We start from the raw sequence: 23,922 nt of genomic DNA on the forward strand, positions 1-23,922 counted from the left end.
CCGATCCGGCGCAGGAGCCGACCCGGCGCAGGAGATTGCCCGGACGCACAATCGGCCGGAGGGCCGGCCTCCTGCCGGGGGGCAGGGTTCCGTCCGTCGTAGGAGGCCAGCCCCTGGCCGACCCGGCGCAGCCGACCCGGCCCTAGCCGGCGGAAGGCCCGGGCTCCGCCGCGGCGTCTTCGGCGGGTTCGGGGCCGCTCTCCATGGCCGCATCGATCCAGTTCTTGACCGCGATCAGCAGGCCCATGGCGAGGAACGCACCGGGCGGCAGCAGCGCCAGCAGGAAGCCGTGTTCCTCGGGGAAGAACTCGATCCGCAGGGCATGCCCCCATTCGCCCAGCAGCAGGTGGAAGTCGGCGAACAGCGTGCCCTGACCCAGCAGCTCGCGCAGGCCGCCCAGCGCGATCAGCACGCCGGTGAAGCCCAGCCCCATCATCAGCCCGTCGAGCGCGGCGCGCGGGACCGAGTTGCGCGAGGCGAAGGCCTCGGCGCGGCCGATGATCGCGCAATTGGTCACGATCAGCGGGATGAAGATCCCGAGGATCAGGAACAGGCCGTGGAACCAGGCATTCATCGCCAGTTCGATCGCGGTCACGATGGAGGCGATGATCAGCACGTAGACCGGGATGCGGATCTCCGAGCGCACGTGCTCGCGGATCAGCGACACGATCACGTTGGAGAGCAGCAGGGTCAGGGTGGTGGCGATGCCCAGCCCCACGGCGTTGACCACCGTGCCGGAGATCGCCAGCAGCGGGCACAGCCCCAGCAGCTGCACCAGGCCCGGATTGTTGTGCCACAGACCGTCACGGATGATGTCGGCGGGCGTGCTCATGGCGTTGTCTCCTGATCATCGTCGGGCGTGAGCGGTTCGGTCACGGCCGCTCCCTCGCCGGGTTCGGTCGCCAGCAGTTCCTCGCGATGGGCTTCAAAGTACTCCAGTGACCGGCGCACCGCATGCACCACCGCGCGCGGGGTGATGGTGGCGCCGGTGAACTGGTCGAAGGCGCCGCCGTCGCGGCGCACGGTCCATTCGTCGCGTGGTGGATCGCCCAGGCGGCGGCCCTCGAACGCGTGGATCCAGTCGGAGCGTCCGGCCTCGATGGCGTCCCCCAGTCCGGGCGTCTCGCGGTGTTCCGAGACCCGCACGCCCAGCAGTTCGCCCTCGCGGTCGATTCCGACCAGCAGATGGATGTCGCCGCTGTAGCCGTCGGGGGCAATCGCGGACAGCACGATGCCGATTACCGCGTCGTCGGCATCGCGTGCGAACCAGGCCGGCAGCTTCGCGCCGCTGAGCTTTTCGTGGGACAGGACGGTGGTGTCTTTCACCGGCTCGTTGACGTAGTCCAGCTCGCCCAGCAGATCGGCGATGCGCTGGCGGTTGACCTCCATCCGGTTGGCCTCGATGCGCGCCTCGGTCCCGCTCTGCACCAGCGCGACCAGACCGGTACCGGCCCCGGCGAAGGCGGCCAGCAGCGCGGTGGTGATCGCGATGTCGCGCGGCTTGAGCCCGGTCACGGCCCGGCCCCCGGCGGTGGCCCGCCTCCGCGCGAATGGCCGTAGATGCGCGGCCGGGTAAAGTGGTCCAGGGTGGGTGCGACCATGTTCATCAGCAGCACGGCGAAGGCCACAGCGTCGGGGTAGCCGCCCCAGGTGCGGATCACGTAGATCAGCAGGCCAATGCCGGCGCCGTAGAGGATGCGCCCCAGCTTGGTGGTGGCCGCCGAGACCGGATCGGTGGCGATGAAGAACGCACCCAGGATCACCGCTCCGCTGAACACGTGGAACGCCGGCGAGGCGTGGGCGTCCGGATCCAGGATCCAGAAGAACCCGGCGGGGATGGCCACGCCGAGGATCAACGCCAGCGGTATCTCCCAACGGATCACGCGGCGGAACAGCAGGTACAGCCCGCCCAGCAGGAAGAAGTTGCCGATCCATTCCCAGCCGGTCTCGGTGAAGCTGCCGAACACCGGGCTGGCGGTGACCTCGGAGACCGTGCGCCCGGACACCAGTCCCTCGCGCAGGGCGTCCAGCGGTGTGGCGCGCGTGATGGCATCCCATTCCATGCCGGCCGGCAGGCTGCCGGTGAGCACCGTCTGCACGCTCTGCCAGAGCCCCAGCGGCATCTGCGGCAGGGTCTCCGGGGCCGGCCACAGCGCCATCTCGCGCGGGAACGAGACCAGCACCACCACATAGCCGACCATCGCCGGGTTGAACGGGTTGTAGCCCAGTCCGCCATACAGGTGCTTGGCGACCACGATGGCGAACGCGATGCCGATCAGGGTGACCCAGAACGGCGCCAGCGGCGGGATGGCCAGGGCGAACAGCCAGCCGGTCACGATCGCCGAGTTGTCCGCCAGGGTGGGCCCTACCGGGCGCCGGCGCAGGGCGACCATGGCCGCTTCCAGGGCCACCGCGAATCCCACCGCCAGGGCGACGTTGATCAGCACGCCCCAGCCGAAGAACCAGGTCATCGCGAGGGTGCCGGGGATCAGGGCCAGCAGGACCTGCTGCATGACCCCGCCCACTGAATGGCGCGGGATGATGTGCGGTGAGGATTCGGTGCGAAAGCGCATCAGCGTCCGTGCTCCTGACTGTCATCCGTGGCGTTCGTGGTATCCGCCTGACCCGTGTCTTCGGAGCGGCCGGGCTCGCCGGTCTCCGCGGGTTCGGTTCCCGTGCCGGTGTCGCCGGGGGTGGGGGAGTCGGCCTCGGGAGCCTCCCCGGTGGAGCCGGCGGAAGAATCGGTGGCGTCCGCCTGGCCCTTGCGCGCCGCCTTGCGTGCGCGCGAGCGTTCCAGCGCCGCCTGGATGGCGGCCTGCTTGTCGTCGTCCTGGCCTTCCTTGTTCTTCACCGCGGCCTTCTTCTTCGCCAGCTTCTCGGCCTTTTCGCGTTCCTCGCGTTCCAGCCGGGCCTGACGGAACTCGTAGCGCTCGCGCGCCACGTCCGACTTCTGGCGTTCCTTCTCGCGGGTCCAGATCTCGTGCTTGGCGTAGCGGTAGTACTGCACCAGCGGGATGTTGCTGGGGCAGACATGCGCGCAGCAGCCGCATTCGATGCAGTCGAACAGGCCGTAGTCCTGGATGGCGTCGAAGTCCTTGGCCTTCGCCTGCCAGTACAGCTGCTGCGGCAGCAGCCGGGCGGGGCACACCGCCGCGCATTCGCCGCAGCGGATGCAGGGCATGCGCGGGCCAGGGGAGGGCGTGTCCTGCGGACGTGTGGCCAGCAGGCAGTTGGTGCCCTTGATCACCGGCAGGGCGTCGTCGTGCACCGCGAAGCCCATCATCGGCCCGCCCATCACCAGGCGGTCGACCTCGGCGTCGTAGCCGCCGGCCGCGGCCACCAGTTCGGCAAACGGCGTGCCGATCAGCGCGTTGACGTTGCGCGGCCTGTGCACCCCGGGGCCGGTGACGGTGACCATGCGCGAGACCAGCGGCCGACCCTGGATCACCGCGTCGCAGATCGCGCGGAAGGTCCCCGGGTTGTGACAGACCATGCCCAGGTCGGCGGGCAGCCCGCCGCTGGGGACCTCGCGGCCGGTCAGGACCTGGATCAGCTGGCGCTCCCCGCCGGTGGGGTAGATGGCGGGGATGGAGACCAGCTCGAGGCGGTCGGCCAGTTCCGCCGGCGTGTTCTCGGTCAGGGCGCGCATGGCCTCCGGCATGCTGTCTTCCACCGCAAACAGGATGCGCTCCACGCCCAGCAGGTGGGCGACGATGCGGATGCCTTCGAAGACCGCCTCGGGCGCGGTGCGCATCAGCATGTCGTCGGCGCTGATCCAGGGCTCGCACTCGGCGCCGTTGACGATCAGGGTGTGGATGTTCTGCCCGGCACGCGGGTTGAGCTTGACCGCGGTGGGGAACGCCGCCCCGCCCAGGCCCACCACGCCCGCCTCGCGGATGCGCTCGCGCAACCGGCGGCTGTCGCGGGTGTCCCAGTCCAGCCATGGCTCCATGCGGGTGTCGCCCCATTCGTCGCGACCGTCGGTGCGGATCACCACGCAGGGGGCGGACAGGCCCGAGGGGTGGGGGACCGGATAGTGACCGATGTCCTCCACCACGCCCGAGGTGGGGGCGTGCACATGGGCCGCGATGTAGCCGGCGGCCTGACCGATGCGCTGGCCCTTGGTCACGCGGTCGCCGACCTGCACGCAGGGCTCGGTGGGATCGCCGATGTGCTGGCACAGTGGCACCGTCAGGCGTTCGGGCACGCCCATGGTCAGCACCGGCTCGGCAGTGCTTGCTTCCGTGTTGTCGGCCAGTTTCAGGCCGCCATGAAAACGGTGCAGCTGCATGGTTGCGGTATCAGGCGGAGGCCCGCGGTGCGTCGCGCGGCCGTTCGATGGGCGAGGGTTCGGGTTCCGACCAGCCCCATTCGCTGATGTCGGTCTCCACCGGCACCATGTAGATGCAGTCCACGGGGCAGGGTTCGATGCACAGCTCGCAGCCGGTACATTCTTCCTCGATGACGGTGTGCATCTGTTTGGCGGCGCCCACGATGGCATCCACCGGACAGGCCTGGATGCACAGGGTGCAGCCGATGCAGATGTTCTCGTCGATGACCGCGACGGCTTTTTCCTGTTCTTCCTCTTCCAGTGCCTTGGGGTCGCGGTCGAGCAGATCGGCCAGGGCCTCCACCGTGGCCTGCCCGCCGGGCGGGCAGCGGTTGATGTCGGCCTCGCCGGCGGCGATGGCCTCGGCGTAGGGCCGGCAGCCGGGGTAGGAGCACTGTCCGCACTGGGTCTGCGGCAGCAGCGCGTCGATCTGGTCCACCACCGGGTTGCTCTCCACGCGGAAGCGCTGCGCGGCATAGCCGAGCACCAGGCCGAACAGGGCGGCCAGCGCGGTGATGGCGAGTATGGCGATCAGGATGTCCATGTCAGGTGGTTACCAGCCCGGAGAAGCCCATGAAGCCCAGCGACATCAGGCCCGCGGTGATCATCGCGATCGCGCTGCCGCGAAACGCCACCGGCACGTCGGCGACCGCGATGCGTTCGCGGATCGCCGAGAACAGGATCAGCACCAGCGAGAAGCCGACCGCGGCGCCGAAGCCGTACAACGCCGATTCGACGAAGTTGTGCGCCTCCTGCACGTTCAGCAGGGCCACGCCCAGCACCGCGCAGTTGGTGGTGATCAGCGGCAGGAAGATCCCCAGCACGTTGTACAGCAGCGGCGAGGTCTTGCGCACCACCAGCTCGGTGAACTGGACCACGGCCGCGATCACCAGGATGAACGCGATGGTGCGCAGATATTCCAGGTCCAGCGGGGCGAGGACGAATTCGTTGATGACGTAGGAGGCTACTGCCGACAGCGTCAGCACGAAGGTCGTGGCCAGGCCCATGCCGGTGGCCGTCTCGACCTTGCGCGAGACCCCCATGAACGGACACAGCCCCAGGAATTTCACCAGGACAAAGTTGTTCACCAGGATCGTGCTGATGAGGATCAGGAGGTATTCCAAGTCGGCTCCCGCCCGCAATTTCCGAGTAACAGGGTCAACAACATAGTATCGACCCCCGTGGATGGCACCTCAACCCTGCCCCGGCCACGGTCATGGCCGGGTGGTCAGGCGGCGGTTCCCCAGCGTTCGGCCAGGGCGTTCAGGCTCAGGGCAGGGTGCGGCTCCCCGTCCGGATCCGCATGGCCGGCGTCGGGCTCCGGCGCCGGGCGGGCGGTCCGGAGCCAGCCCTGGCGCGCGGCATCCAGCTGCCGGCGGTCCGGCGACAGCACCAGAACCTGGTCCGCCTGCAGCCCGGTCTCGGCGACCAGGCGCCCGAAGCTGCCGGCGTCGCGGCGTCCGCCCAGGCGGGTATCGAAGTAGCCCGCCAGGCGGGCCTCGAAGTTGCGGTCCGGGCCACGCCGCAGCCACTCGCGCTGGGTGGTGACCGGGGTGGCGCCAAAGCTGTACAGCGCGATTCCGGCGTCGACCAGGCGGTTCAGTGCCGCCACCGTGTCCGCATCCAGTTCGGGGCGCAGGCCGCCCTGTTCCAGGATCTCGGTCCAGATCAGGCCCTGCAGCTGGCGCAGCGGGCTGATGTCCTGCCCTGCGCGCATCCAGCTGTCGATGCGCACGCGCAGCTCGGCGTCGTCCAGGTCGCGCCCGGCATAGGCCCGCAGGTCGGCGAGGGTACGCTTCACCAGCGGGTCATCGGCGTGCTGCTCGAGGAACGGGCCCAGTTCCTCGCGGGCGCGTGGCTCCAGGGTCTCGGCCAGGACGTCCGCCGGGGCCAGCACGCCCTCGAAGGCGAGCACGATTGCCTGGGGTGCCGGGGTCATGGGTGCAGCTGGCGCGCGAGGATCTCGCACTCGAACATGAACTCGAAGGCCTCGACCCGCTGGATCGCGGTTTCCACGGTGTGGCTCCAGGTGTACAGGCCGTGCCCGGCGATCAGATAGCCGGCCAGATCCGGCTGTCGGCTCATGCGGTCATCGACCTGCGCGGCCAGCTGCTGCACGTTCGGGTCGTTGGCAAACACCGGTACGTCGATGCCTTCGGCGGGGTACTGCACCACCGGCAGTTCACGCAGGACCTCGTAGTCGCTCAGATGCAGCCCGCCCGGCAGCTGGCGCGAGAGCACCGTGGCATTGGCCGAATGGGTATGCAGGACCGCGCCCAGGTCCTTGTCGCGGCGGTACATGATGATGTGCAGGAAGGTCTCCGGCGACGGCGTGCGCTCCGCCGGGGACAGCAGATTGCCGTCGAGATCGACGATGATGAAGTCGTTCTCGTCGAGCATGTCCTTCTGTCGCCCGGGAGCGGAGACCACGATATGGCGGTCGTCCAGGCGCGCGGAAAAGTGCCCGGCGCGGGCCGGCAGCCAGCCGCGTGCCGCGAGACGGGCACCGGCATCGGCGAGCAGGCTCACCTGGGCCTTGAATTCGAGACTGTTTTCCATGCGTCCCTTGTTGGCAAAAGGCGGGCAGCTTACGCGAGCACCGGATGCAAATCCATGACCCGCATCACCGGCATGCGGATCACTTGACACGCATGCCGGGCCGGGCCCCGTCGTCGGGGCTCAGGATCCGGAGTTCGTCGCCACCCGGTCCGGCGGCCAGCACCATCCCCTCGGAAACGCCGAAGCGCATCTTGCGCGGGGCGAGGTTGGCGACCATCACGGTGTGGCGGCCGACCAGGTCCTCGGGGGCATAGGCCGACTTGATGCCGGCGAAGACCTGGCGGCGTTCGCTGCCAATGTTCAGTTCCAGGCGCAGCAGCTTGTCCGCGCCCTCCACGTGTTCCGCGACCTCGATGCGGGCGACCCGCAGGTCGACCTGCGCGAAGGTGTCGAAGTCGATGGTGTCGGCGATCGGCTCCACCGCCGGGTCCGGTTCCGCGGCTCCGGTCGCCGCCCCGTTTGCCGCCTCGTTTGCCGCGGCCTCGCCACCGCCCAGCGACGCCTTCGAGGCCTCCAGCAGGCTCTCCACCGTGCTCCCTTCGATGCGGGTCATCAAGGGCTTGAAGCGGTCGATCGAACGGCCGGTGAAGGCCCGGGTGCGCCCGGCCCAGGAGAGGTCGTCCTCGCGCAGGAAGGCCGCCGCTTCGTCCGCCAGCTTCGGCAGCACCGGTGCGAGGTAGACGATCAGGATGCGGAACAGATCCAGCCCCTGGGTGTTGATGGCCTGCACCTCGGCCTCGCGTCCGGGTTCCTTCGCCAGCACCCAGGGCCGGGCCTCGTCGATGTACTGGTTGGCCTGGTCGGCCAGCGCCATGATGCGGCGCATGGCCTGGGCGAATTCGCGGTTCTCGTAGGCCGCGGCGATCGCCTCGCCCTCGTCGACGAACGCCTGGTGCAGGCCGGGGTGCGGCAGTTCGGCGGCCAGCTGGCCGTCGAAGCGCTTGGTGATGAAGCCCGCGCAGCGGCTGGCGATGTTGACCACCTTGCCGACCAGGTCGGAGTTTACCCGCTGGATGAAGTCGTCGAGATTGAGGTCGAGGTCGTCGACCCCGTCACCCAGCTTGGCGGCGAGGTAGTAGCGCAGGGCCTCGGGGTTCAGATGGTCGAGGTAGTCGCGGGCGCGGATGAAGGTCCCGCGCGACTTCGACATCTTGGCACCGTTGACGGTCAGAAAGCCGTGGCAGAACACCGCCGAGGGCGTGCGATAGCCCGCACCGTGCAGCATGGCCGGCCAGAACAGGGTGTGGAAGTAGGCGATGTCCTTGCCGATGAAGTGGTACAGCTCGGCATCGGAATCCGGCCGCCACCAGGCGCCGAAGTCCTCGCCGTGTTCGCGCGCCCAGGCGCGAAAGCTCGCCATGTAGCCGATGGGCGCATCCAGCCACACGTAGAAGTACTTGCCCGGCGCCTCGGGGATCTCGAAGCCGAAGTAGGGCTCGTCGCGGGAGATGTCCCAGTCGCTCAGGCCGGCCTCGAACCATTCTTCCAGCTTGTTGCGGATCGCGTCCTGCAGGCGTCCGGAGCCCGTCCATTCGCGCAGAAAGGCCTCGAAGTCGGCCAGGCGGAAGAAGAAATGTTCCGACTCGCGCGACTCGGGGGTGACCCCGCTGATGGCCGACACCGGCTCCTGCAGCTCCATCGGGCTGTAGGTCGCGCCGCAGGTCTCGCAGGAGTCGCCGTACTGGTCCTCGGCCCCACATTTCGGGCAGCGGCCCTTCACGAAGCGGTCCGGCAGGAACATCCCGGCCTCGGGGTCATAGGCCTGATCGATGGTGCGGGTGGCGATGTGGCCGGCGTCGCGCAGGGCGCGGTAGATCTCGCCGGCCAGTTCGCGGTTCTCCGCCGAATGCGTGGAATGGTAGTGGTCGAAGCCGATGTGGAACTCGGCGAAATCCGCCTCGTGCTCCTCGCGGACGCGCTCGATCAGGGTCTCGGGTTCGATGCCCTCGGCGCGCGCCTTGAGCATGATGGGCGTGCCATGGGCATCGTCCGCGCAGACGTACACCACCTCGTGGCCGCGGGCGCGCTGGAAACGGACCCAGATGTCGGTCTGGATGTACTCCACCAGATGGCCCAGGTGGATCGGCCCGTTGGCATAGGGCAGGGCACTGGTGACGAGGATCTTGCGCGGCGTGTCGGTCATGGGCCTCGGGATCTGTGGTGTCGGGTCGCGGGTGTCCGGCCACGGACGGTGCAGCCGGCGGGTGATCCGGAAACGGATATTGTCCGGTGTGGCCGGCGGGATGTCGAGCCGCCGGAACGGACGAGGAGGCCGGCTTAATCCATTTCCCGGTGCCGGTCAAGCCGGCCGTTGTCCACAGAACCTGTGGACAACTCTGTGGGAAAAACCGTGGCAGGCGAGCCAAACCCTTGTCAGTGCGTGGCTTGCATCAGATTGGGCAAATATTAACCACCCTGAATAAAATCCCGTCGAAACAAAAACTTGCAATTTTTTCGCGTGTCGTATCCGGCCGTGATGCGTGCCCGGCTGCCGACTCTGCCCGGGGCGTGCCGGTCTGTGCAAAACCGCGCAGGATACAGTGTGTCAGCGGGCGGCACGGACCTCGCGGATTTCGTCACGCTGCAGCCGAATCACGATGAACCCGCCATGCAGTCGCTGGCGCAGGCGCAGGTGATCGTCGCCCGCCTCCAGCAGTCGGCCCGGGCGACGGTGCCCGCGTTCGGTAATCACGATGGCGTATCGGTCGACATGCCCCGGCAGGGCTTCCCAGGCGAGGATTCCGCCCGTCGGGGCGCCCGGTGCGAGCGCGGTTTCAGTCCCGGAATCGGGTGCGGGGAGGGTTGCCGTCTCCGCGGCCGTCGGATCCTGCTCGGGGGCGGGTTGGTCCTCCTCGGGCAGGCCGACAAAGTTCCCCGTGTGCAGGTCCACGGGGCCGATGCGCTCGCCGTTGACCGTAAGGCGCAGGTCGAGCTGATCCAGTAGTTGCACCGGAGAATCCATGCCCCGTGTCTCCCGCAGCGGCTCGCGCACGCGCCCCACCCGGATCTCGACGGACTCGGGGTTCGCGATGAATTCGCGGTAGCCATGCGTCAGGATCGGCCCCGGCTGCAGTCCGGCATCGGCCCATACCTGCAGCCATTCGCCCATGTGGTGCTCGCGCCAGGGTTCTGCCGCCATGCCGCTTTCGCGGATACACAAGTCCTGGAGGGAGGCATAATAGCCCGCATCGCGGTATTCGAAGGTCAGCTCGCGCATCGGTGCCTCCAGCAGCGCTGGGGCCAGGCGGTCCAGATTGCGCGTGCCCGCCCGGGGTTCCAGTTCCATCCGGGTGTGGAAGATACCGAGCCCGCCGGCGTGGTGTTCGCTGCGCAGCTCCATCCGCTCGCCGCTGCCCTCGATACGGTAGGACAGCGCAAGGTCGACCGGCGGACGATCCAGGCCCAGACGGTCGAGAACGCGGGTGTGATCGCTGTCGGCAAGGGCGGCGCAGCCGGCGGTATCCAGGCGCGTGAAAAAACGGGCCAGGGGGGCGTTCGCGTTCGCGCGCGACCATGTCGCGGGGATCCGGAGCTGGTGCACCGAGACGCCCAGGGCCCGCGGCAGACGGTCACGCGCCAGGGTCCGGCGCAGGCGCAGGAGCTCCGGGATGCTTTCGCTCTCCAGGCTGATCCGCTCGGCCTGCAGCCTCCCGGGGAGGGCGTGCGGATCGAAACGGAGCCCTTCCACATGCAGGTGGCCGTTCACGCCGATGCGCACCCGGGAATAGTCCAGCTCGCCCAGGGGGCGCAGCTCGGCCGCGAGATCGTCGAGGCTGCCCTCGATCTGACCGATTTCGTACTGGTGGTAACCCAGTCCGGCAAGCACCAGGACCGCACCGCCGATGGCGACTTGCTTGAGCATTGTTTGTCCGTTTCCGTACCGCTGGCTGCCGACGTCGCATTCGGATGCGCGCCGCGCGAGATTCTACATTAAGGGCTTTGGCCGGGGGATGCACGGCGCGGCATGCACGGCGGGCGGGTTCTGCCGGCCGGGTCACATTGCTGGAGCTATCGGGTGACGGGTGTCAAGCCCCGTGACTGTCCACAGAACCTGTGGATAACTCTGTGGGAAAACCCGTGGCATTTGTCCGCAAGCCTTGTCAGACGGGGCTTTGCCTCAGATTGGTCAAAAAACGACCAACTTTTTAAAAACTATTCATAAACAGGGACTTGAAAAAGTTTTGTCGAGTGTCTTTCCGGCTGTTTTCGCTATCCTGTCCCGCCGGGGTGGCCGATCGCCGCGGATGTGCACAAATCGGACAATCTGTCGGGCTGGGGCCTTGACAGGCCTCCTCTCGGCCCGGATCCGGGGACGCCGAAAGTCGGCCGTGGCGTGCAGTCATTGGCGTCCCGGTCTGCGGGCAGTAGAATCGCGCGATCACACTCCCAATCAACGGAAACCGGGCAACCATGGCTGAACTCTCGCGCGAGCAGATCGAATCCGCCCTGAAGCAGGTGCAGGACAAGTACCTCGAAACCGACCTGGTGTCCGCCAACCAGGTGAAGGATATCCGCATCGACGGCTCGCGGGTCGTGGTGGATATCGAGCTCGGCTACGCCGCCTCGGGCTATCACGAGGAGCTGCGCGCCGCGGTGGAGCAGGCGGTGAGCGGCGTCGCCGGGAGCGCGGCGGTCGAGGTGAACGTCGGCTGCAAGGTCCTGACCCATGCGGTGCAGAAGAGCCTCAAGCCGATGTCCGGGATCAAGAACATCATCGCCGTGGCCTCGGGCAAGGGCGGGGTGGGCAAGTCCACCACCGCCGTCAACCTCGCGCTGGGCATGGCCGCCGAGGGCGCGCGGGTCGGTATCCTCGACGCCGACATCTACGGCCCCTCACAGCCGCGCATGCTGGGGATCAAGGACAAGCCCGAGTCCAAGGACGGCAAGCACATGGAACCGCTGGAGCGCCACGGGGTGCAGGCGATGTCCATCGGCTTCCTGATCGACGAGGACACGCCCATGATCTGGCGCGGTCCGATGGTGACCCAGGCGCTGGAACAGCTGCTCAACGAGACCAACTGGCAGGATCTGGACTACCTGATCATCGACCTGCCGCCGGGCACCGGCGACGTGCAGCTGACCCTGTCGCAGAAGATCCCGGTTTCGGGTTCGGTGATCGTGACCACCCCGCAGGACATCGCCCTGCTGGATGCGCGCAAGGGCCTGCGCATGTTCGAAAAGGTCGAGGTGCCGGTGCTGGGCATCATCGAGAACATGAGCATCCATATCTGCTCGAAGTGCGGTCACGAGGAGCACATCTTCGGCGAGGGCGGCGCGGAGAACATGTCCGAGGAGTACGGCGTGGACATGCTGGGCGCGCTGCCGCTGGACATCCGCATCCGCGAGCAGGCCGACGGGGGCGAGCCGACCGTGATCGCCGACCCCGACGGGCGCATCACCGAGATCTATCGCGAGATCGCGCGGCGCACCGGCGCCAAGCTGGCGGAGCAGGCACGCGACTACAGCTCCAAGTTCCCCAACATCGTCATCCAGAACAACTGATGACCGCGGGCGATCAGGGATGACCATCAAGTCCGACCGCTGGATCCGCCGCATGGCCGAGGCCGAAGGGATGATCGAACCCTTCGAGCCCGGCCAGATCCGCTACCGCGACGACGAGCGCATCGTCTCCTACGGCACATCCAGCTACGGCTACGACGTGCGCTGTTCCGATCACTTCAAGATCTTCACCAACATCAATTCTTCCATCGTCGACCCCAAGGGCTTCGACGAGGGGAGTTTTGTGGATGTGCATGCCGACGTCTGCATCATCCCTCCCAACTCGTTCGCGCTGGCGCATACGGTCGAGTACTTCCGCATCCCGCGCGACGTGCTGACCATCTGCCTGGGCAAGTCGACCTATGCCCGCTGCGGCATCATCGTCAACGTGACACCGCTGGAACCCGAGTGGGAAGGCCACGTGACCCTGGAGTTCTCCAACACCACGCCGCTGCCGGCCAAGGTGTATGCCAACGAAGGGGTGGCGCAGATGCTGTTCCTGCAGTCGGACGAGGAGTGCGAGACCTCGTATCGGGACCGCGGGGGCAAGTACCAGGGCCAGCGCGGGGTCACGCTGCCGCGCACCTGAGGCCGGCCGGCGTCAGCGCTCCAGCGCGAAACGCCGCTCGGCCAGCTCGTAACCCAGGTCGATCATCTCCCGCGCGCGGTGGAAGTCGAACACTCCGCAGGCATTCACGGGCACCTCGATCAGGTGCTCGGGGTTGTAGGCGGCCACGCGGAAACGCGCGATGCTGCCCTGCATGGCCTCGATGGAATGCGAGACCATGTCGATCATTCCCAGCGCCCGCGCCTCCTGTTCCCGGCTCAGCTGCGGGTCCGCCTCGTCCAGGCCCAGACGCCCCTGCCAGTCCTGCAGCCAGGAGCCGATGCGGTCGGGCAGCACGTCGCGCGCGCTGCGCAGGCCGTCGCGCAGGCGAGTGGCGGCGGAATCCCCCTGATGGTCTCCGGGCGAACTGCGTTTCGGACCCAGACGCTCGTCCACCCGTCCGTTGAGGCTGACCGCGATGGTGACGTCGCTGTCGTCGTACAGGGTCGGAGCGATGGGGACCGGGTTGAGCAGGCCGCCGTCCACCAGCAGCCGCCCGTTCAGGCGCACCGGGGTGAATACCGTGGGGATGGCGATGGACGCGCGAATGGCGTCGAACAGCGCCCCCTCGTTGAGCCACACCTCGCGCTCGCGTTCGATGTCCGTGGCCACCGCGGTAAAGCGGATGGGCAGATTGCGGATGTCGGTATCGCCCAGCATCTCGCGGAGCTTCTCGACCAGGCGTTCGCCGCGGAACAGACCGGCCCCGGAGAACGAGAAATCCAGCAGCCGCCAGACGTCCTGGCGCCGCAGGGTGCACACCCATTCCTCGTAGGTGTCCAGCTGCCCGGCCGCATAGATGCCGCCGACCACCGCCCCCATGGAGGAGCCGGCAATCGTCCGGATCTCGTAGTTTGCATGGTCTTCCAGCCAGCGGATGACCCCGATCTCGGCGAGACCGCGGGCTCCGCCGCTGCCGAGCACGAGCGAGACGGTCCTGGGTGGTTGTGGCACGGCGCGGTTCCTCAGTTCCGTTCGGGGTCAAGCAGATGGTCGTGCAGGGCGGTGGCCTGTTCGCCGGCCGGTTCCTCGATGCGGATCTGCCAGACCGCGGCCGGGTGGTCCGGGCTCCAGTCGCTGAAGACCACTAGTCCGGCGTAAGGGCCGGAACCGGTGATGCGGCCGTGGACCAGGCGTCCCTCGGAGTCGGCATCCAGCCGCACGGAGAACTCCGGGGTGGGCGCGGGAAGCGTCCAGGAACCGTCGCGGCCGTGTTCGCGAAAGCCCTCGCTGGAGGGCACCGCAGCATCGCCGAAATGGCGCTGCAGCAGCGGCACCGCCAGGCGGTGCGGCAGGCCCAGCACGGTTTCCACGCCGGCGCGCCCCCGGTCCACCGCGCGCGCGGCGGTGTCCAGCGGATTCCTGCGACGGAACGGATTGCGCAGCCAGCGGATCATCACGCCGGCATGATCAAACAGCCCGTCCGGTGCTGCAAATAGGCACAGGTTTCGCCCGAGCCACCCCCTGGCATCCGGCCGGCAGGGTCGCTACGGTGAAATGGCTACAGGCCACACGAACGTTCCAGGAGGTCCTTATGGGTTTTGCCCTGTCCGACATGCAGCTCATCAGCCCGGAATTCGAGTCGCGCGGGAAGATCCCGGCGCGTTACACCGGCGAGGGCGAGGATGTGTCCCCGTCGCTGGCCTGGAGCGGGGCCCCCGAGGGCACCCGCGGGTTCGCGATCATCTGTCACGATCCCGATGCCCCGCTGGTCAAGCCCGGCGCCTACGGTTTCGTTCACTGGGTGCTGTACAACCTGCCACCCGACGTCACCAACCTGGAGGCCGGCACCTCGCTGGGGACCGCCGGGCACACCGATTTCGACCGCAGCGGTTACGGCGGCCCCATGCCGCCCGGCGGGCACGGCGTGCACCACTACTTCTTCTGGGTGCTGGCGCTGGATGCCGATCTCCAGGCTCCGCCGGGGCTGACCCTGGAACAGTTCCTGGAGCGTGCCGAACCGCACGTGATCGGCATGAACCGGCTGGTGGCCACCTACACCCGCGACTGATTCAGTCGAACTGCGAGTCGCCGCGCAGGGCCGAGGCCAGGGTGCCGGTCATGCGGTCGAAACGCCGCTCCAGATCCACGCGCCAGTAGCCGGCGTGCTCGCCCGTCTCGGGCTGCGGGCTGGCGGGGTCGATGCGGACGTGGCGCCCGCCGGTGGCCCGCATGTGCTGTATGAACCGCTCGGCGTTCGCGCGTGCGCGAAAACGACAGCGGTAGGGGTGCCCGACGTGGCCCGTTTCGCGCCCGGACTGCACCGCGTCGCCTACGCCCTCGAGGAAGGCCCGGCCGAGCTCGCGCTCGATCTCCGGGTCACCGGTGCGGGCGTGCTCGGTCAGGAAGATCGCCAGGCGCATCAGGCGGTGGGTGAAGTACTCCGGGGGCAGGTCCAGCAGCTGGTTCCCGCACACCCGGATGTCGTTGATGCAGGAACGCCCGGTGACGTATTTCGCGCGTCGGTCGCCGTCTTCCTCCTTGAGCACCAACCCCTCGACACTGCGGGCATCCAGCTTCAGTACCAGCTCGCGCAGGGCGTCGACGTCCTGCGGCGAGAAGCGGCCGTGGCGCTGTGCATGCGGCAGGCGGTGCGCCCGTTCCAGGGCCTCCCGCTCGGCATGCGGCAGGAAGCCCGGCCGGTCACGTCGCATCATGTCGAATACGAACAGTTCGACGTCCCGCTCCACCTGGGCGCTCGAACCCTCGAGATAGGGGGTATCCGGGCCGGCGATCTCGGCGCACAGGATCAGGTCGGGCTCGGCCTCGAAGATCGTGGTGTCGACGAAATCGGGGACGCGATCGGTGGCGAACGGGCAGACGAAGCCCCCGCGCGAGAAGGCGTAGACCGCGTCGCCCTCGCGCAGGATGCGCACGTTGAAGCCGTCGATCTTCTCTTCCGCCCGGAACGGCGCAACGAACTGACGGTGCAGGCCGGCCTCCAGGGACTGGATGCGCGCGATGGAGGGGTAGCCCGGGAGTACGCGGCCGCCCGGCAGGACCACGCTCCCGCGCGGATGGCCGTCCACGGCCTCCAGCAGCCGGTGGTAATGCAGCCCCGCGTATTCCTGCGCGCTGGCACGACCTGCCTCCACGGCATTGTTCAGAGTGTTCTGGTCCATGCCCGATCCCCCCTCGCGTTGTTTCGCCGGCTCCCCGAAGCGCCTCCGTCGGACAGGACCCGCACTGCCTGCAGATGTGCCCGTGCCTTGGCGGCCTGGCCGGCCATCCGGCGGGCCAGACTGATGATCCGCAGCTGGCGATCCATCTCGGCCATCGACAGCGAGCCGAAAGTCCCTTCGCGCAGCAGCGCGGCCTTGAGGTCCTGGTAGGCCTCTTCCACCTCGGTCATGGCCTGGTTCATTTCCTGTTCCCCGACGTCGTCTTCGGTTTCCACGCGGCTGCGGTCCAGGGCGTGGATGACCCGACCCTGCCAGGCGCGCCGCCGCGTGCTGATCGCTGGTGTGGCATCGTTGCCAGCCTCCCGGCGCAGACCCGCGATCTCGCCGGCCTGGTCGGCGATGTCCTGGTAGTAGCGGGCGACCCGCACGGTGCCGGCTATCCCTTCCGCGGTCGCATCCGTCATGGTGGTGTGTCCGGTCTGGGTCGCGAACTCGCCGATTGCGCCCGCGAGGTCTTCGACGATGGAATGGCGCAGCTGCATTTTGCGCTCGTCCGGCGGGACCTCGCCGAGGGCCTTGCGTGCCATGCGGTGACTCAGATCGCCGACCCGTTCGGTTTCCATGATCAGCGCCTGCAGCGCCAGCTCCGGCACCCCGGCGCTGGAACGGTCCAGGTAACGGGGGCGGGCCTCGTCCAGATCGGTGCCGCGGAAGCGGCCCTGGAGATAGCGGATCAACGGGCTCGCCAGCGGCAGCATGAGCAGGATGCCCAGCAGGTTGAAGAGGGTGTGATAGAGCGCCAGCAGGACCACCGGCGGGGCGGCCAGGACGCCGTCCTCCGTGGACAGCAGCGTGGCCGAGAGAACTGGCAGCAGCGCCAGGGCGATGACCGTGCTGATGAGCTTGAAGATGACCAGGGCTGCGGCGACGCGCTTGGCGTTGGCGGTCGCACCGATGACCACGATGACGGCTTTCACCGAAGTGCCCAGATGGGCCCCGATCATGGCGGCCGCGGCGGCCTCCAGGGAAATCGCGCCGCTCATGGCCGCGGTGAGTGCCATGGCGATGGCTGCCGAGGAGCTCTGCATGAGCATGGTCAGGCCCAGGCCGGTGGCCATCATCAGCAGGATGCCGGCGAGCCCCGGGCGCGCAATATGCCCCAGGTCCATGGCCTCGCTGACCCCCACGAACGTCTCGCGCAGGACGTCGATGCCGAGAAAGAGCAGCCCGAAACCGGCCAGGGCCAGCCCCAGGTGCCGGGCGCGGGCGCCGCGGGCGAGGATGTATACCAGCCCGCCGATGCCGACGGCCGGCAGGGCCAGTGCCTGGATGGAGAATTCCAGCCCCAGCAGGGAGACCAGCCAGCCCGTCGCCGTGGTGCCCATGCTGGAACCGAAGACGACCCAGACGGACTGGCTGACCGTCAGCAGACCGGCGTTGGCGAATCCGATGATCGACAGGGTGACCGCGCTGGAGGATTGCACCAGCGCCGTGACACCGATGCCGACGCTCAGAGCACGGATGCGGGTCCGGGTCCAGTTGCCCAGAATGCTCTTCAGGGTGCGCCCGCCCGCGGTGCGCAGGCCTTCGGCCATCAGGTGCATGCCGAGCAGGAACAGGCCCAGACCGCCGAGGAAACCGGCGATCAGCGCGAGGGCGCCGGTGTCGGGGGCTCCGGTCATGGTCGTACCCCGATGCCCGTTCCCGAGCCCTTTTCCGGGCCCGGGGCCGGGCGGCGGCTACAGCTCGATGGTGTCGCCATAGTCCGGGATGCGGGCGTCCAGGTCGCGTTCGCGCATCACCTGCGCCAGGGCCTCGCGCGCGGCCGGTTCGCCGTGCACCAGATGGAAGACCGGTCGGTCGCGGAAGCCGGCGGCCCAGTCGACGAGCCGGGACTGGCCGGCGTGCGCGGAGAGCCCGCCCAGGGTATGCACATGGCCCTTCACCGCGATGTCGTCGCCGTGGATCTTGACCGAGCGGGCGCCGTCCACCAGCTGGCGGCCGAGGGTCCCGGCGGCCTGGAAACCGGCGATCACGAGATGCGTGCTGCGTCGTTCGAGGTTGTATTTGAGGTGGTGGCGGATACGGCCGCCGTTGCACATCCCGGCGCCGGCGATGATGATCGCGCCGCCGGAGATGCGGTTGATGGCCATGGATTCTTCCACCGTGCGGGTGAACTCCAGCGGCGGGAGGTATTCCCGCGGGTTCCCGTTGGCCGCCTGATGCAGCCGCTCCAGGTCTTTCGCGTTCAGGGACTGGCGGCAGCGCGCGTACAGCTCGGTGACGCGGATGCCCATCGGGCTGTCGAGGAAGATCTTCTGCTGCGGCACCCGGCCGGCGTGGTGCAGCATGCCGAGGTGGTAGAGGATTTCCTGCGTGCGGCCCACGGCGAAGGCGGGGATCAGTACGTTGCCGCCGTCGTCCCAGGCCTCCTGCAGGATCTGCGCGAACTCGTCGATGGTTTCTTCCAGCGGGCGGTGGTCGCGGTCGCCGTAGGTGCTTTCCAGCAGTACGTGGTCCGCCTGCTCCGGGCGCGCGGGGTCGTTCATCAGCACCGATTCGGGGTTGCCGAGGTCGCCGGAGAAGAGCAGCCGCCGCTCGCGGCCGCCGGACGGCACCACCAGTTCGACGATGGCGGCACCCAGGATATGCCCGGCGTCGTGGAAGGTCAGGCGCGACCCGTCTTCCAGGTGCCGGGGCTGGCCGTAGGAGACCGGCTCGCACAGTTCGAGCGTTGTCTCCACGTCCTGTTCGTCGTACAGCGGCTCCAGCAGCTCGCGGTCGTTGCGCGCGCGCCACTTGTTCTCCCATTCGATGTCCTTCGCCATCACGAAGGCCGAGTCGCGCAGCATGATGTCCAGCAGTTCCAGCGTCCCCGGCGTGCAGAAGATCGGGCCGCGGTAGCCGTCGCGCACCAGTTTCGGCAGCAGGCCCGAGTGGTCCAGATGGCCGTGCGAGAGGATCACGGCGTCGGTGTTCGCCGCCACCTCGGCCAGCGAGGCGCGATTGTGCTCGTCGGCGTCGCTGCCGCCCTGCTGCATGCCGCATTCGAGCAGGTAATGGGCGTGGTCGGTGTCGATGCGATAGCGCGAACCGGTGACCTCGCCGGTGGCGCCCTGAAAGGTAAGCTGTGCCATGCCGCGCAGTGTACCGGCTTTGGCGGGGCGGTCGCAGGGGGTCAGCGGTCGCCGTCTTCCAGCAGCCGCTCGATCTGCTCCGGTTTGAGCCCGGCCACTCCGCGCAGTGGCAGCACCAGCCCGAGGCCGCGTCCGTGCGCGGCGAGTCCCAGTTCGGTGTCCAGCGTGGTGCGCAGGCGTTCGCCGTGGCTGGTCTCCAGGATCGCCAGCAGCAGGGTGCGGGCACCCTCGTAGTGCAGGCTGAGGATGCGCGGGTGATGGTCGGTGGCGGCGTTGCGCGCATCCATGAGGGTGAGTCCGGCGCCGCCGCCCCGGCGCACGATCTCCACCGCGCGGTCGCGTTCGGTGTCGGGGAACATCACCGCCAGCAGCGACAGCGGCAGTCCGGCGGCCGGCGGGGGCGGCGCGTGTCCGGGCGAGGCCGGGGCCTGCGGGCGGGCGCTGGCCATGTCCAGCAGCGCATCGGTGTCGTCGGAGACGTCCAGGGTAAAGGCCAGGCCGTTATAGGGCTGCAGCAGGTCCAGTTCCAGGTTCAGCCGCCGCGCGATGCGTTCACCGCGTGCCGGATCGGTCTTCCAGATGCACACCGATTCGAGTCCCTGGTAGGTCACGCCGAAAAAACGCATGTGCTCCGGAAAGCCGATGCCGAAGCCCTCGTGCAGCGACGGTTTCGGCGCGCCCTCCTCGGCGGCGATATGCACGGCGCGTTCCTCCAGATCGCCGGCAATCACGGCGACGAGCAGGACGGGTGAAGGCTCGGTCATGGCTCCCTCCGGGTGGCCGCGTACGGGCGGTTCGCCGCATGATAACGCAGGGGAACGAAAGGAGAACGGCATGCTGGATCCGTTTGTACCCGAGTCGAACATTGTCGAGATCCCGGCTGCCGGGCCATTGCCGGCGGGAGGGACGGCCGATATTGGCTGGACGCTGGACTGGAACAGCGACGAGGCCCGCCATCGCGAATGCCTGTGCCTCCCGCGCCTGGATCCCGAGCGGGATGTCTGGCCCGCCGGCAATGGTTCCGGCTTGATCGGAAGTTCGCCGGGCGAGGCCTGCGAGTGGTCGGCGGCGCCCCTGGTACCCGCGGCCGATCCCGCAAGGGTGGTGGAGCTGTCGCCGGCGGCCTTCAACCGGCGGTTGCGGCGCCACCGGGTGGTCGAGCCGCGGGCCGGAAGGTTCTATCCACGGGGGTTCATTGCGGGGCACGCCGGGATCGAGAAGGGCGATCGCGCGCTGTTTCGCGTGGGGGCCCTGGAAGAGGCCCGCCTGCTGGCGGACCTGAATCACCCCCTCGCGGGGCGCGAGCTGCGTCTGACCGGTCGGGTGGTGGGCGTACATCCCGAGGGCCGCGAGGGGGCCGCGGTCGACGTGACCGGGCGGCTGACCGAACGCGGGCCGGGGATGCAGGCGCGCTGGCGCGGGGTTCCGACGGATTTCTGGAGTGGCGGTGCCTGCGAGCGGGAGGGCCCGGAGGATGATGCGACGTTCTACGCGCGGCCGCGCATGGTCCACCATCTGGATGCCACCGCGCGCGCCGGGGTCGCGGCACTGTACGCCGCGCTGGTGCCGCCGGGCGCACGGGTCCTCGATCTCATGGCGAGCTGGGCATCGCATCTGGACCGGGTTGCCGAACCGGAGGCCGTCATCGGTCTGGGCATGAATCGGGAAGAGCTGGCCGCCAACCCGGCGCTGAGCCAGGCCCTGGTGCAGGACCTGAATGCCTGTCCCCGTCTGCCATTCCCGGCGGACAGCCTGGACGTGGTGGTCTGTACCGCTTCGGTCGAATATCTGACCCGGCCCGGCGCGGTCTTTGCCTCGGTGCGGGAGGTGCTCCGCCCGGGTGGAGTGTTCGTGGTGACCTTCTCGGACCGCTGCTTCCCCACCAGGGCGATCGCGGTCTGGGAGCGGCTGTTCGACTTCGAGCGCATGGGACTGGTGCTGGACCGGTTTCTGGAGGCGGGGTTCGTGGACCTGGCCACGTTCAGCCTGCGTGGCCTGCCGCGTCCGGCGGACGATCCCTACGCCGGACGTCTGGATCATGCCGATCCCGTTTTCGCGGTCTGGGGTACAAGTCCCCACGCGGGCACTCTGAACCGGTAAACTGCACCCTGATTCGAGATGCCCGCGCTGGCGGGCCGGCACCGACGGGGAGCGCATGGCCGCAAGCAAGGCCAAATCCACAGGCAAGGGGCAGAAATCCGGCCCGAAGACGGGGTCGAAGTCCGGTCAGGGCACGGACACGAGCAAGGGGCGCGGCCGCGCTGCGCAGACCGCGGAGGCGTCGACGCCGCCCACGCTCAGCGGGCAGCTGCTGCGCGGGCTGCGCGAAGGCGCGCTGCTGATCTTCGGCATGCTGGCGCTGTACCTGCTGATGGCCCTGGTGACCTATCACCCGGGGGACGCCGCCTGGTCCACCACCGGCGACGGCGACGGGACGCGCAACCTGGGCGGAACCACCGGGGCGTGGTTCGCCGACATCGCCTTTCACCTGCTGGGCCATCTGGCCTTCCTGATCCCGCTGGCGGTCGCCGGCATCGGCTGGTGGCTGTTCCGTCACCGGCGCGATGCGCGTATGGCCAGTGCCCTGGAGATCGGCGTGCGCGGCGCGGCCCTGGTGGTGGCGCTGATCGCCGGTTCGGCGCTGGCGGCCCTGCACCTGCTGCCGGGTGGCATGCCGGTGCATGCCGGGGGAATCCTGGGCGACCTGTTCGGGGGCTGGGCGGTCGCCGGGCTGGGGCTGGTCGGCGGCACGCTGGTGCTGCTGGCGCTGTTCCTTGCCGGGGTCACGCTGTTCACCGGGCTGTCGTGGTTTGCGCTGATGGATGGCCTGGGGCGTACGCTGGTGCGCGGCTGGGAGGCCGCAAGGGCGCGGCTGGAGCTGGCGCGTGACCGGCGTATCGGCAAGCAGCAGCGGGCCGGGCGCGAAGAGCGCGTGGAGAAGGAGCGCAAGCGCACCGCGGACCGTCCGCCGAAACGGGTGGAGCCGAAGGTCGAGACCCCGCCGCCCAGTCCGCGGGTGGAGAAGGAAAAGCAGGTGCCGCTGTTCACCGCGGGCGAGGGCGCCGATCCGATCCCCCCGCTGGGCCTGCTGGACGAACCCCCGGCGGCCTCCGAGGGGCATTCGGAAGAGGCCCTGCAGGCGTTGTCGCGCCAGGTGGAGCTCAAGCTGAAGGACTTCGGCGTGGAGGTCGAGGTGGTCGCGGTGCAGCCGGGGCCGGTGATCACCCGCTTCGAGCTGCAGCCGGCCCCGGGGGTCAAGGCTTCGCGCATCTCCGGGCTGTCCACCGACCTGGCGCGCTCGCTGTCGGTGATCGCGGTGCGCATCGTCGAGGTGATCCCCGGACGCTCCACGGTGGGTCTGGAGATCCCCAACGACAACCGCGAGATCGTCGCGCTCAGCGAGATCCTGCGCTCGGAGAAGTTCGACTCCGGCAAGTCGCCGCTGACCATGGCCCTCGGCAAGGACATCGGCGGCGCGCCGGTGATGGCCGATCTGGCGAAGATGCCGCATCTGCTGGTGGCCGGGACCACCGGCTCCGGCAAGTCGGTGGGCGTCAACGCGATGCTGCTGTCGCTGCTGTACAAGGCCACCCCGGAAGAGGTGCGGCTGATCCTGATCGACCCCAAGATGCTGGAGCTGTCGGTCTACGAGGGCATCCCGCATCTGCTGTGCCCGGTGGTCACCGACATGAAGGACGCCTCCAACGCCCTGCGCTGGGCGGTGGGCGAGATGGAACGGCGCTACAAGCTGATGTCGGCCCTGGGGGTGCGCAACATCGGCGGTTACAACAAGAAGGTGCGCGACGCGCGCGCCGCCGGCGAGCCGCTGAAGGATCCGCTGTTCGATCCGGCGCAGTCGGTGACCGCGACCGAGGCCCCGGAGCTGGAGCCGCTGCCGTTCATCGTGATCGTGGTCGACGAGTTCGCCGACATGATGATGGTGGTGGGCAAGAAGGTGGAGGAGCTGATCGCGCGGCTCGCGCAGAAGGCGCGTGCCGCCGGGCTGCACCTGATCCTCGCCACCCAGCGGCCGTCGGTGGACGTGATCACCGGCCTGATCAAGGCCAACATCCCCAGCCGCATCGCCTTCCAGGTGTCGTCGCGGGTGGATTCGCGCACCATCCTTGACCAGATGGGGGCGGAGCACCTGCTGGGGCATGGCGACATGCTCTACCTGCCACCGGGCAAAGCGATGCCGGAGCGCGTGCACGGGGCCTTCGTGGGCGACAACGAGGTGCACCAGGTGGTGGAGTACCTCAAGTCCACCGGCGAACCCGACTACAACGAGGCGATCCTCGACGAGCCGGAGGCCGGCGCGGCGGCGATTCCCGGGCTGGAATCGGGTGACGGGAACGAATCGGAGTCGGATCCGCTCTATGACCAGGCGGTGCAGATCGTCACCGAGTCGCGCAAGGCCTCCATTTCCTACGTACAGCGACGGCTGAAGATCGGCTACAACCGCGCCGCGCGGATCGTGGAGGACATGGAGACCGCCGGACTGGTCAGCCCGGTGCAGTCCAACGGCAATCGCGAGGTGCTGGTGCCCGATCGCTCGAACGAGTGAGGTGCACGGCCTCGTTCACCGCGGATTAAGCTGTCGCCGCGCAATCTGTTGATCCGAGTTTCCCTGACGGAGATCGCATGAACCCGCGTCCCCCGAGTTTTGAT

At 68.5% G+C, this 23,922-nt stretch carries 21 protein-coding genes; 5 read left to right on the forward strand and 16 right to left on the reverse strand.

Going from position 1 to position 23,922, the window contains the following annotated elements; translation table 11 throughout:
- Positions 1–142 precede the first annotated feature (142 nt).
- The 10 genes from B1A74_RS04325 to B1A74_RS04370 all read right to left on the reverse strand — a co-directional run bounded on the left by B1A74_RS04325 (position 143) and on the right by B1A74_RS04370 (position 10,751).
- Positions 143–832, reverse strand: coding sequence for an electron transport complex subunit E (locus tag B1A74_RS04325; RefSeq protein WP_018946220.1), 690 nt, complete (start codon positions 830–832; stop codon positions 143–145).
- Positions 829–1,515, reverse strand: coding sequence for an electron transport complex subunit RsxG (gene rsxG, locus B1A74_RS04330; RefSeq protein ID WP_077243866.1), 687 nt, complete (start codon positions 1,513–1,515; stop codon positions 829–831). Before rsxG ends, B1A74_RS04325 begins: the two co-directional genes overlap by 4 nt.
- Complete coding sequence (gene rsxD, locus B1A74_RS04335; RefSeq protein ID WP_077243867.1) at positions 1,512–2,573, reverse strand: electron transport complex subunit RsxD; 1,062 nt, start codon at positions 2,571–2,573, stop codon at positions 1,512–1,514. Before rsxD ends, rsxG begins: the two co-directional genes overlap by 4 nt.
- Positions 2,573–4,291, reverse strand: coding sequence for an electron transport complex subunit RsxC (gene rsxC / locus B1A74_RS04340; RefSeq protein ID WP_077243868.1), 1,719 nt, complete (start codon positions 4,289–4,291; stop codon positions 2,573–2,575). The genes rsxD and rsxC overlap by 1 nt, the downstream gene beginning before the upstream one ends.
- 10 nt (positions 4,292–4,301) lie before the next feature.
- A complete protein-coding gene (gene rsxB, locus B1A74_RS04345; protein WP_077243869.1) occupies positions 4,302–4,874 on the reverse strand; it encodes an electron transport complex subunit RsxB in 573 nt (190 codons plus the stop codon).
- A 1-nt stretch (position 4,875) separates the two neighbouring features.
- Entirely contained in the window at positions 4,876–5,454 is a 579-nt protein-coding gene (rsxA, locus tag B1A74_RS04350; RefSeq protein ID WP_077243870.1) for an electron transport complex subunit RsxA, read from the reverse strand.
- A 104-nt stretch (positions 5,455–5,558) separates the two neighbouring features.
- Positions 5,559–6,269 carry an HAD family hydrolase gene (locus B1A74_RS04355; protein WP_077243871.1) on the reverse strand — a complete coding sequence of 237 codons (711 nt, stop codon included), beginning with the start codon at positions 6,267–6,269 and terminating at the stop codon, positions 5,559–5,561.
- On the reverse strand, positions 6,266–6,889 hold the full coding sequence (gene mtnB / locus B1A74_RS04360) for a methylthioribulose 1-phosphate dehydratase (protein ID WP_018871177.1): 624 nt from the start codon (positions 6,887–6,889) through the stop codon (positions 6,266–6,268). Before mtnB ends, B1A74_RS04355 begins: the two co-directional genes overlap by 4 nt.
- Positions 6,890–6,968: 79 nt before the next feature.
- Positions 6,969–9,032 (reverse strand): methionine--tRNA ligase, encoded by a 2,064-nt coding sequence (gene metG, locus B1A74_RS04365; RefSeq protein ID WP_077243872.1) that lies wholly within the window; start codon positions 9,030–9,032, stop codon positions 6,969–6,971.
- A 402-nt stretch (positions 9,033–9,434) separates the two neighbouring features.
- The gene (locus B1A74_RS04370; RefSeq protein ID WP_077243873.1) at positions 9,435–10,751 is read right to left on the reverse strand and encodes a hypothetical protein; all 1,317 of its coding nucleotides are present in this window, start codon (positions 10,749–10,751) and stop codon (positions 9,435–9,437) included.
- Positions 10,752–11,299: 548 nt separating this feature from the next.
- Between B1A74_RS04370 and apbC the strand changes: the two genes are divergently transcribed.
- Positions 11,300–12,391, forward strand: coding sequence for an iron-sulfur cluster carrier protein ApbC (gene apbC, locus B1A74_RS04375; protein WP_077243874.1), 1,092 nt, complete (start codon positions 11,300–11,302; stop codon positions 12,389–12,391).
- 19 nt (positions 12,392–12,410) lie between these two features.
- Complete coding sequence (dcd, locus tag B1A74_RS04380) at positions 12,411–12,977, forward strand: dCTP deaminase (protein WP_018946210.1); 567 nt, start codon at positions 12,411–12,413, stop codon at positions 12,975–12,977.
- 12 nt (positions 12,978–12,989) lie between these two features.
- Here the strand turns inward: dcd and B1A74_RS04385 are convergent, their stop codons facing one another.
- Together B1A74_RS04385 and B1A74_RS04390 are read right to left on the reverse strand one after the other, a co-directional pair.
- Complete coding sequence (locus B1A74_RS04385; protein WP_026288891.1) at positions 12,990–13,949, reverse strand: patatin-like phospholipase family protein; 960 nt, start codon at positions 13,947–13,949, stop codon at positions 12,990–12,992.
- Between the two features lie 11 nt (positions 13,950–13,960).
- Complete coding sequence (locus B1A74_RS04390; RefSeq protein ID WP_077243875.1) at positions 13,961–14,392, reverse strand: hypothetical protein; 432 nt, start codon at positions 14,390–14,392, stop codon at positions 13,961–13,963.
- A gap of 137 nt (positions 14,393–14,529) precedes the next feature.
- On the opposite strand from B1A74_RS04390, the gene B1A74_RS04395 reads away from it, so the two are divergent.
- Positions 14,530–15,006 (forward strand): YbhB/YbcL family Raf kinase inhibitor-like protein, encoded by a 477-nt coding sequence (locus tag B1A74_RS04395; protein WP_077243876.1) that lies wholly within the window; start codon positions 14,530–14,532, stop codon positions 15,004–15,006.
- A gap of 1 nt (position 15,007) precedes the next feature.
- On the opposite strand, the gene B1A74_RS04400 is transcribed toward B1A74_RS04395, so the two are convergent.
- The 4 genes from B1A74_RS04400 to B1A74_RS04415 are packed head-to-tail and all read right to left on the reverse strand — an operon-like array spanning position 15,008 to position 20,018.
- The gene (locus tag B1A74_RS04400) at positions 15,008–16,117 is read right to left on the reverse strand and encodes an RNA ligase (RefSeq protein WP_077243877.1); all 1,110 of its coding nucleotides are present in this window, start codon (positions 16,115–16,117) and stop codon (positions 15,008–15,010) included.
- Positions 16,099–17,799, reverse strand: a complete 1,701-nt coding sequence (locus B1A74_RS04405) for a Na/Pi cotransporter family protein (RefSeq protein WP_077243878.1) — start codon at positions 17,797–17,799, stop codon at positions 16,099–16,101. The genes B1A74_RS04400 and B1A74_RS04405 overlap by 19 nt, the downstream gene beginning before the upstream one ends.
- A 57-nt stretch (positions 17,800–17,856) precedes the next feature.
- Positions 17,857–19,254 carry an MBL fold metallo-hydrolase RNA specificity domain-containing protein gene (locus B1A74_RS04410; RefSeq protein WP_077243879.1) on the reverse strand — a complete coding sequence of 466 codons (1,398 nt, stop codon included), beginning with the start codon at positions 19,252–19,254 and terminating at the stop codon, positions 17,857–17,859.
- 41 nt (positions 19,255–19,295) lie between these two features.
- Positions 19,296–20,018 (reverse strand): hypothetical protein, encoded by a 723-nt coding sequence (locus B1A74_RS04415; protein ID WP_077243880.1) that lies wholly within the window; start codon positions 20,016–20,018, stop codon positions 19,296–19,298.
- Positions 20,019–20,088: 70 nt separating this feature from the next.
- Here B1A74_RS04415 and B1A74_RS04420 point away from each other — a divergent pair, with 70 nt between their 5' ends.
- Both B1A74_RS04420 and B1A74_RS04425 read left to right on the forward strand, forming a co-directional pair.
- Positions 20,089–21,354 (forward strand): methyltransferase domain-containing protein, encoded by a 1,266-nt coding sequence (locus tag B1A74_RS04420; protein ID WP_077243881.1) that lies wholly within the window; start codon positions 20,089–20,091, stop codon positions 21,352–21,354.
- Between the two features lie 55 nt (positions 21,355–21,409).
- Complete coding sequence (locus B1A74_RS04425) at positions 21,410–23,818, forward strand: DNA translocase FtsK (RefSeq protein WP_018946201.1); 2,409 nt, start codon at positions 21,410–21,412, stop codon at positions 23,816–23,818.
- Positions 23,819–23,922 lie beyond the last annotated feature (104 nt).

It is taken from the genome of Thioalkalivibrio halophilus, from assembly GCF_001995255.1.
In the GTDB taxonomy this organism is placed as follows: Bacteria; Pseudomonadota; Gammaproteobacteria; order Ectothiorhodospirales; family Ectothiorhodospiraceae; genus Thioalkalivibrio; species Thioalkalivibrio halophilus.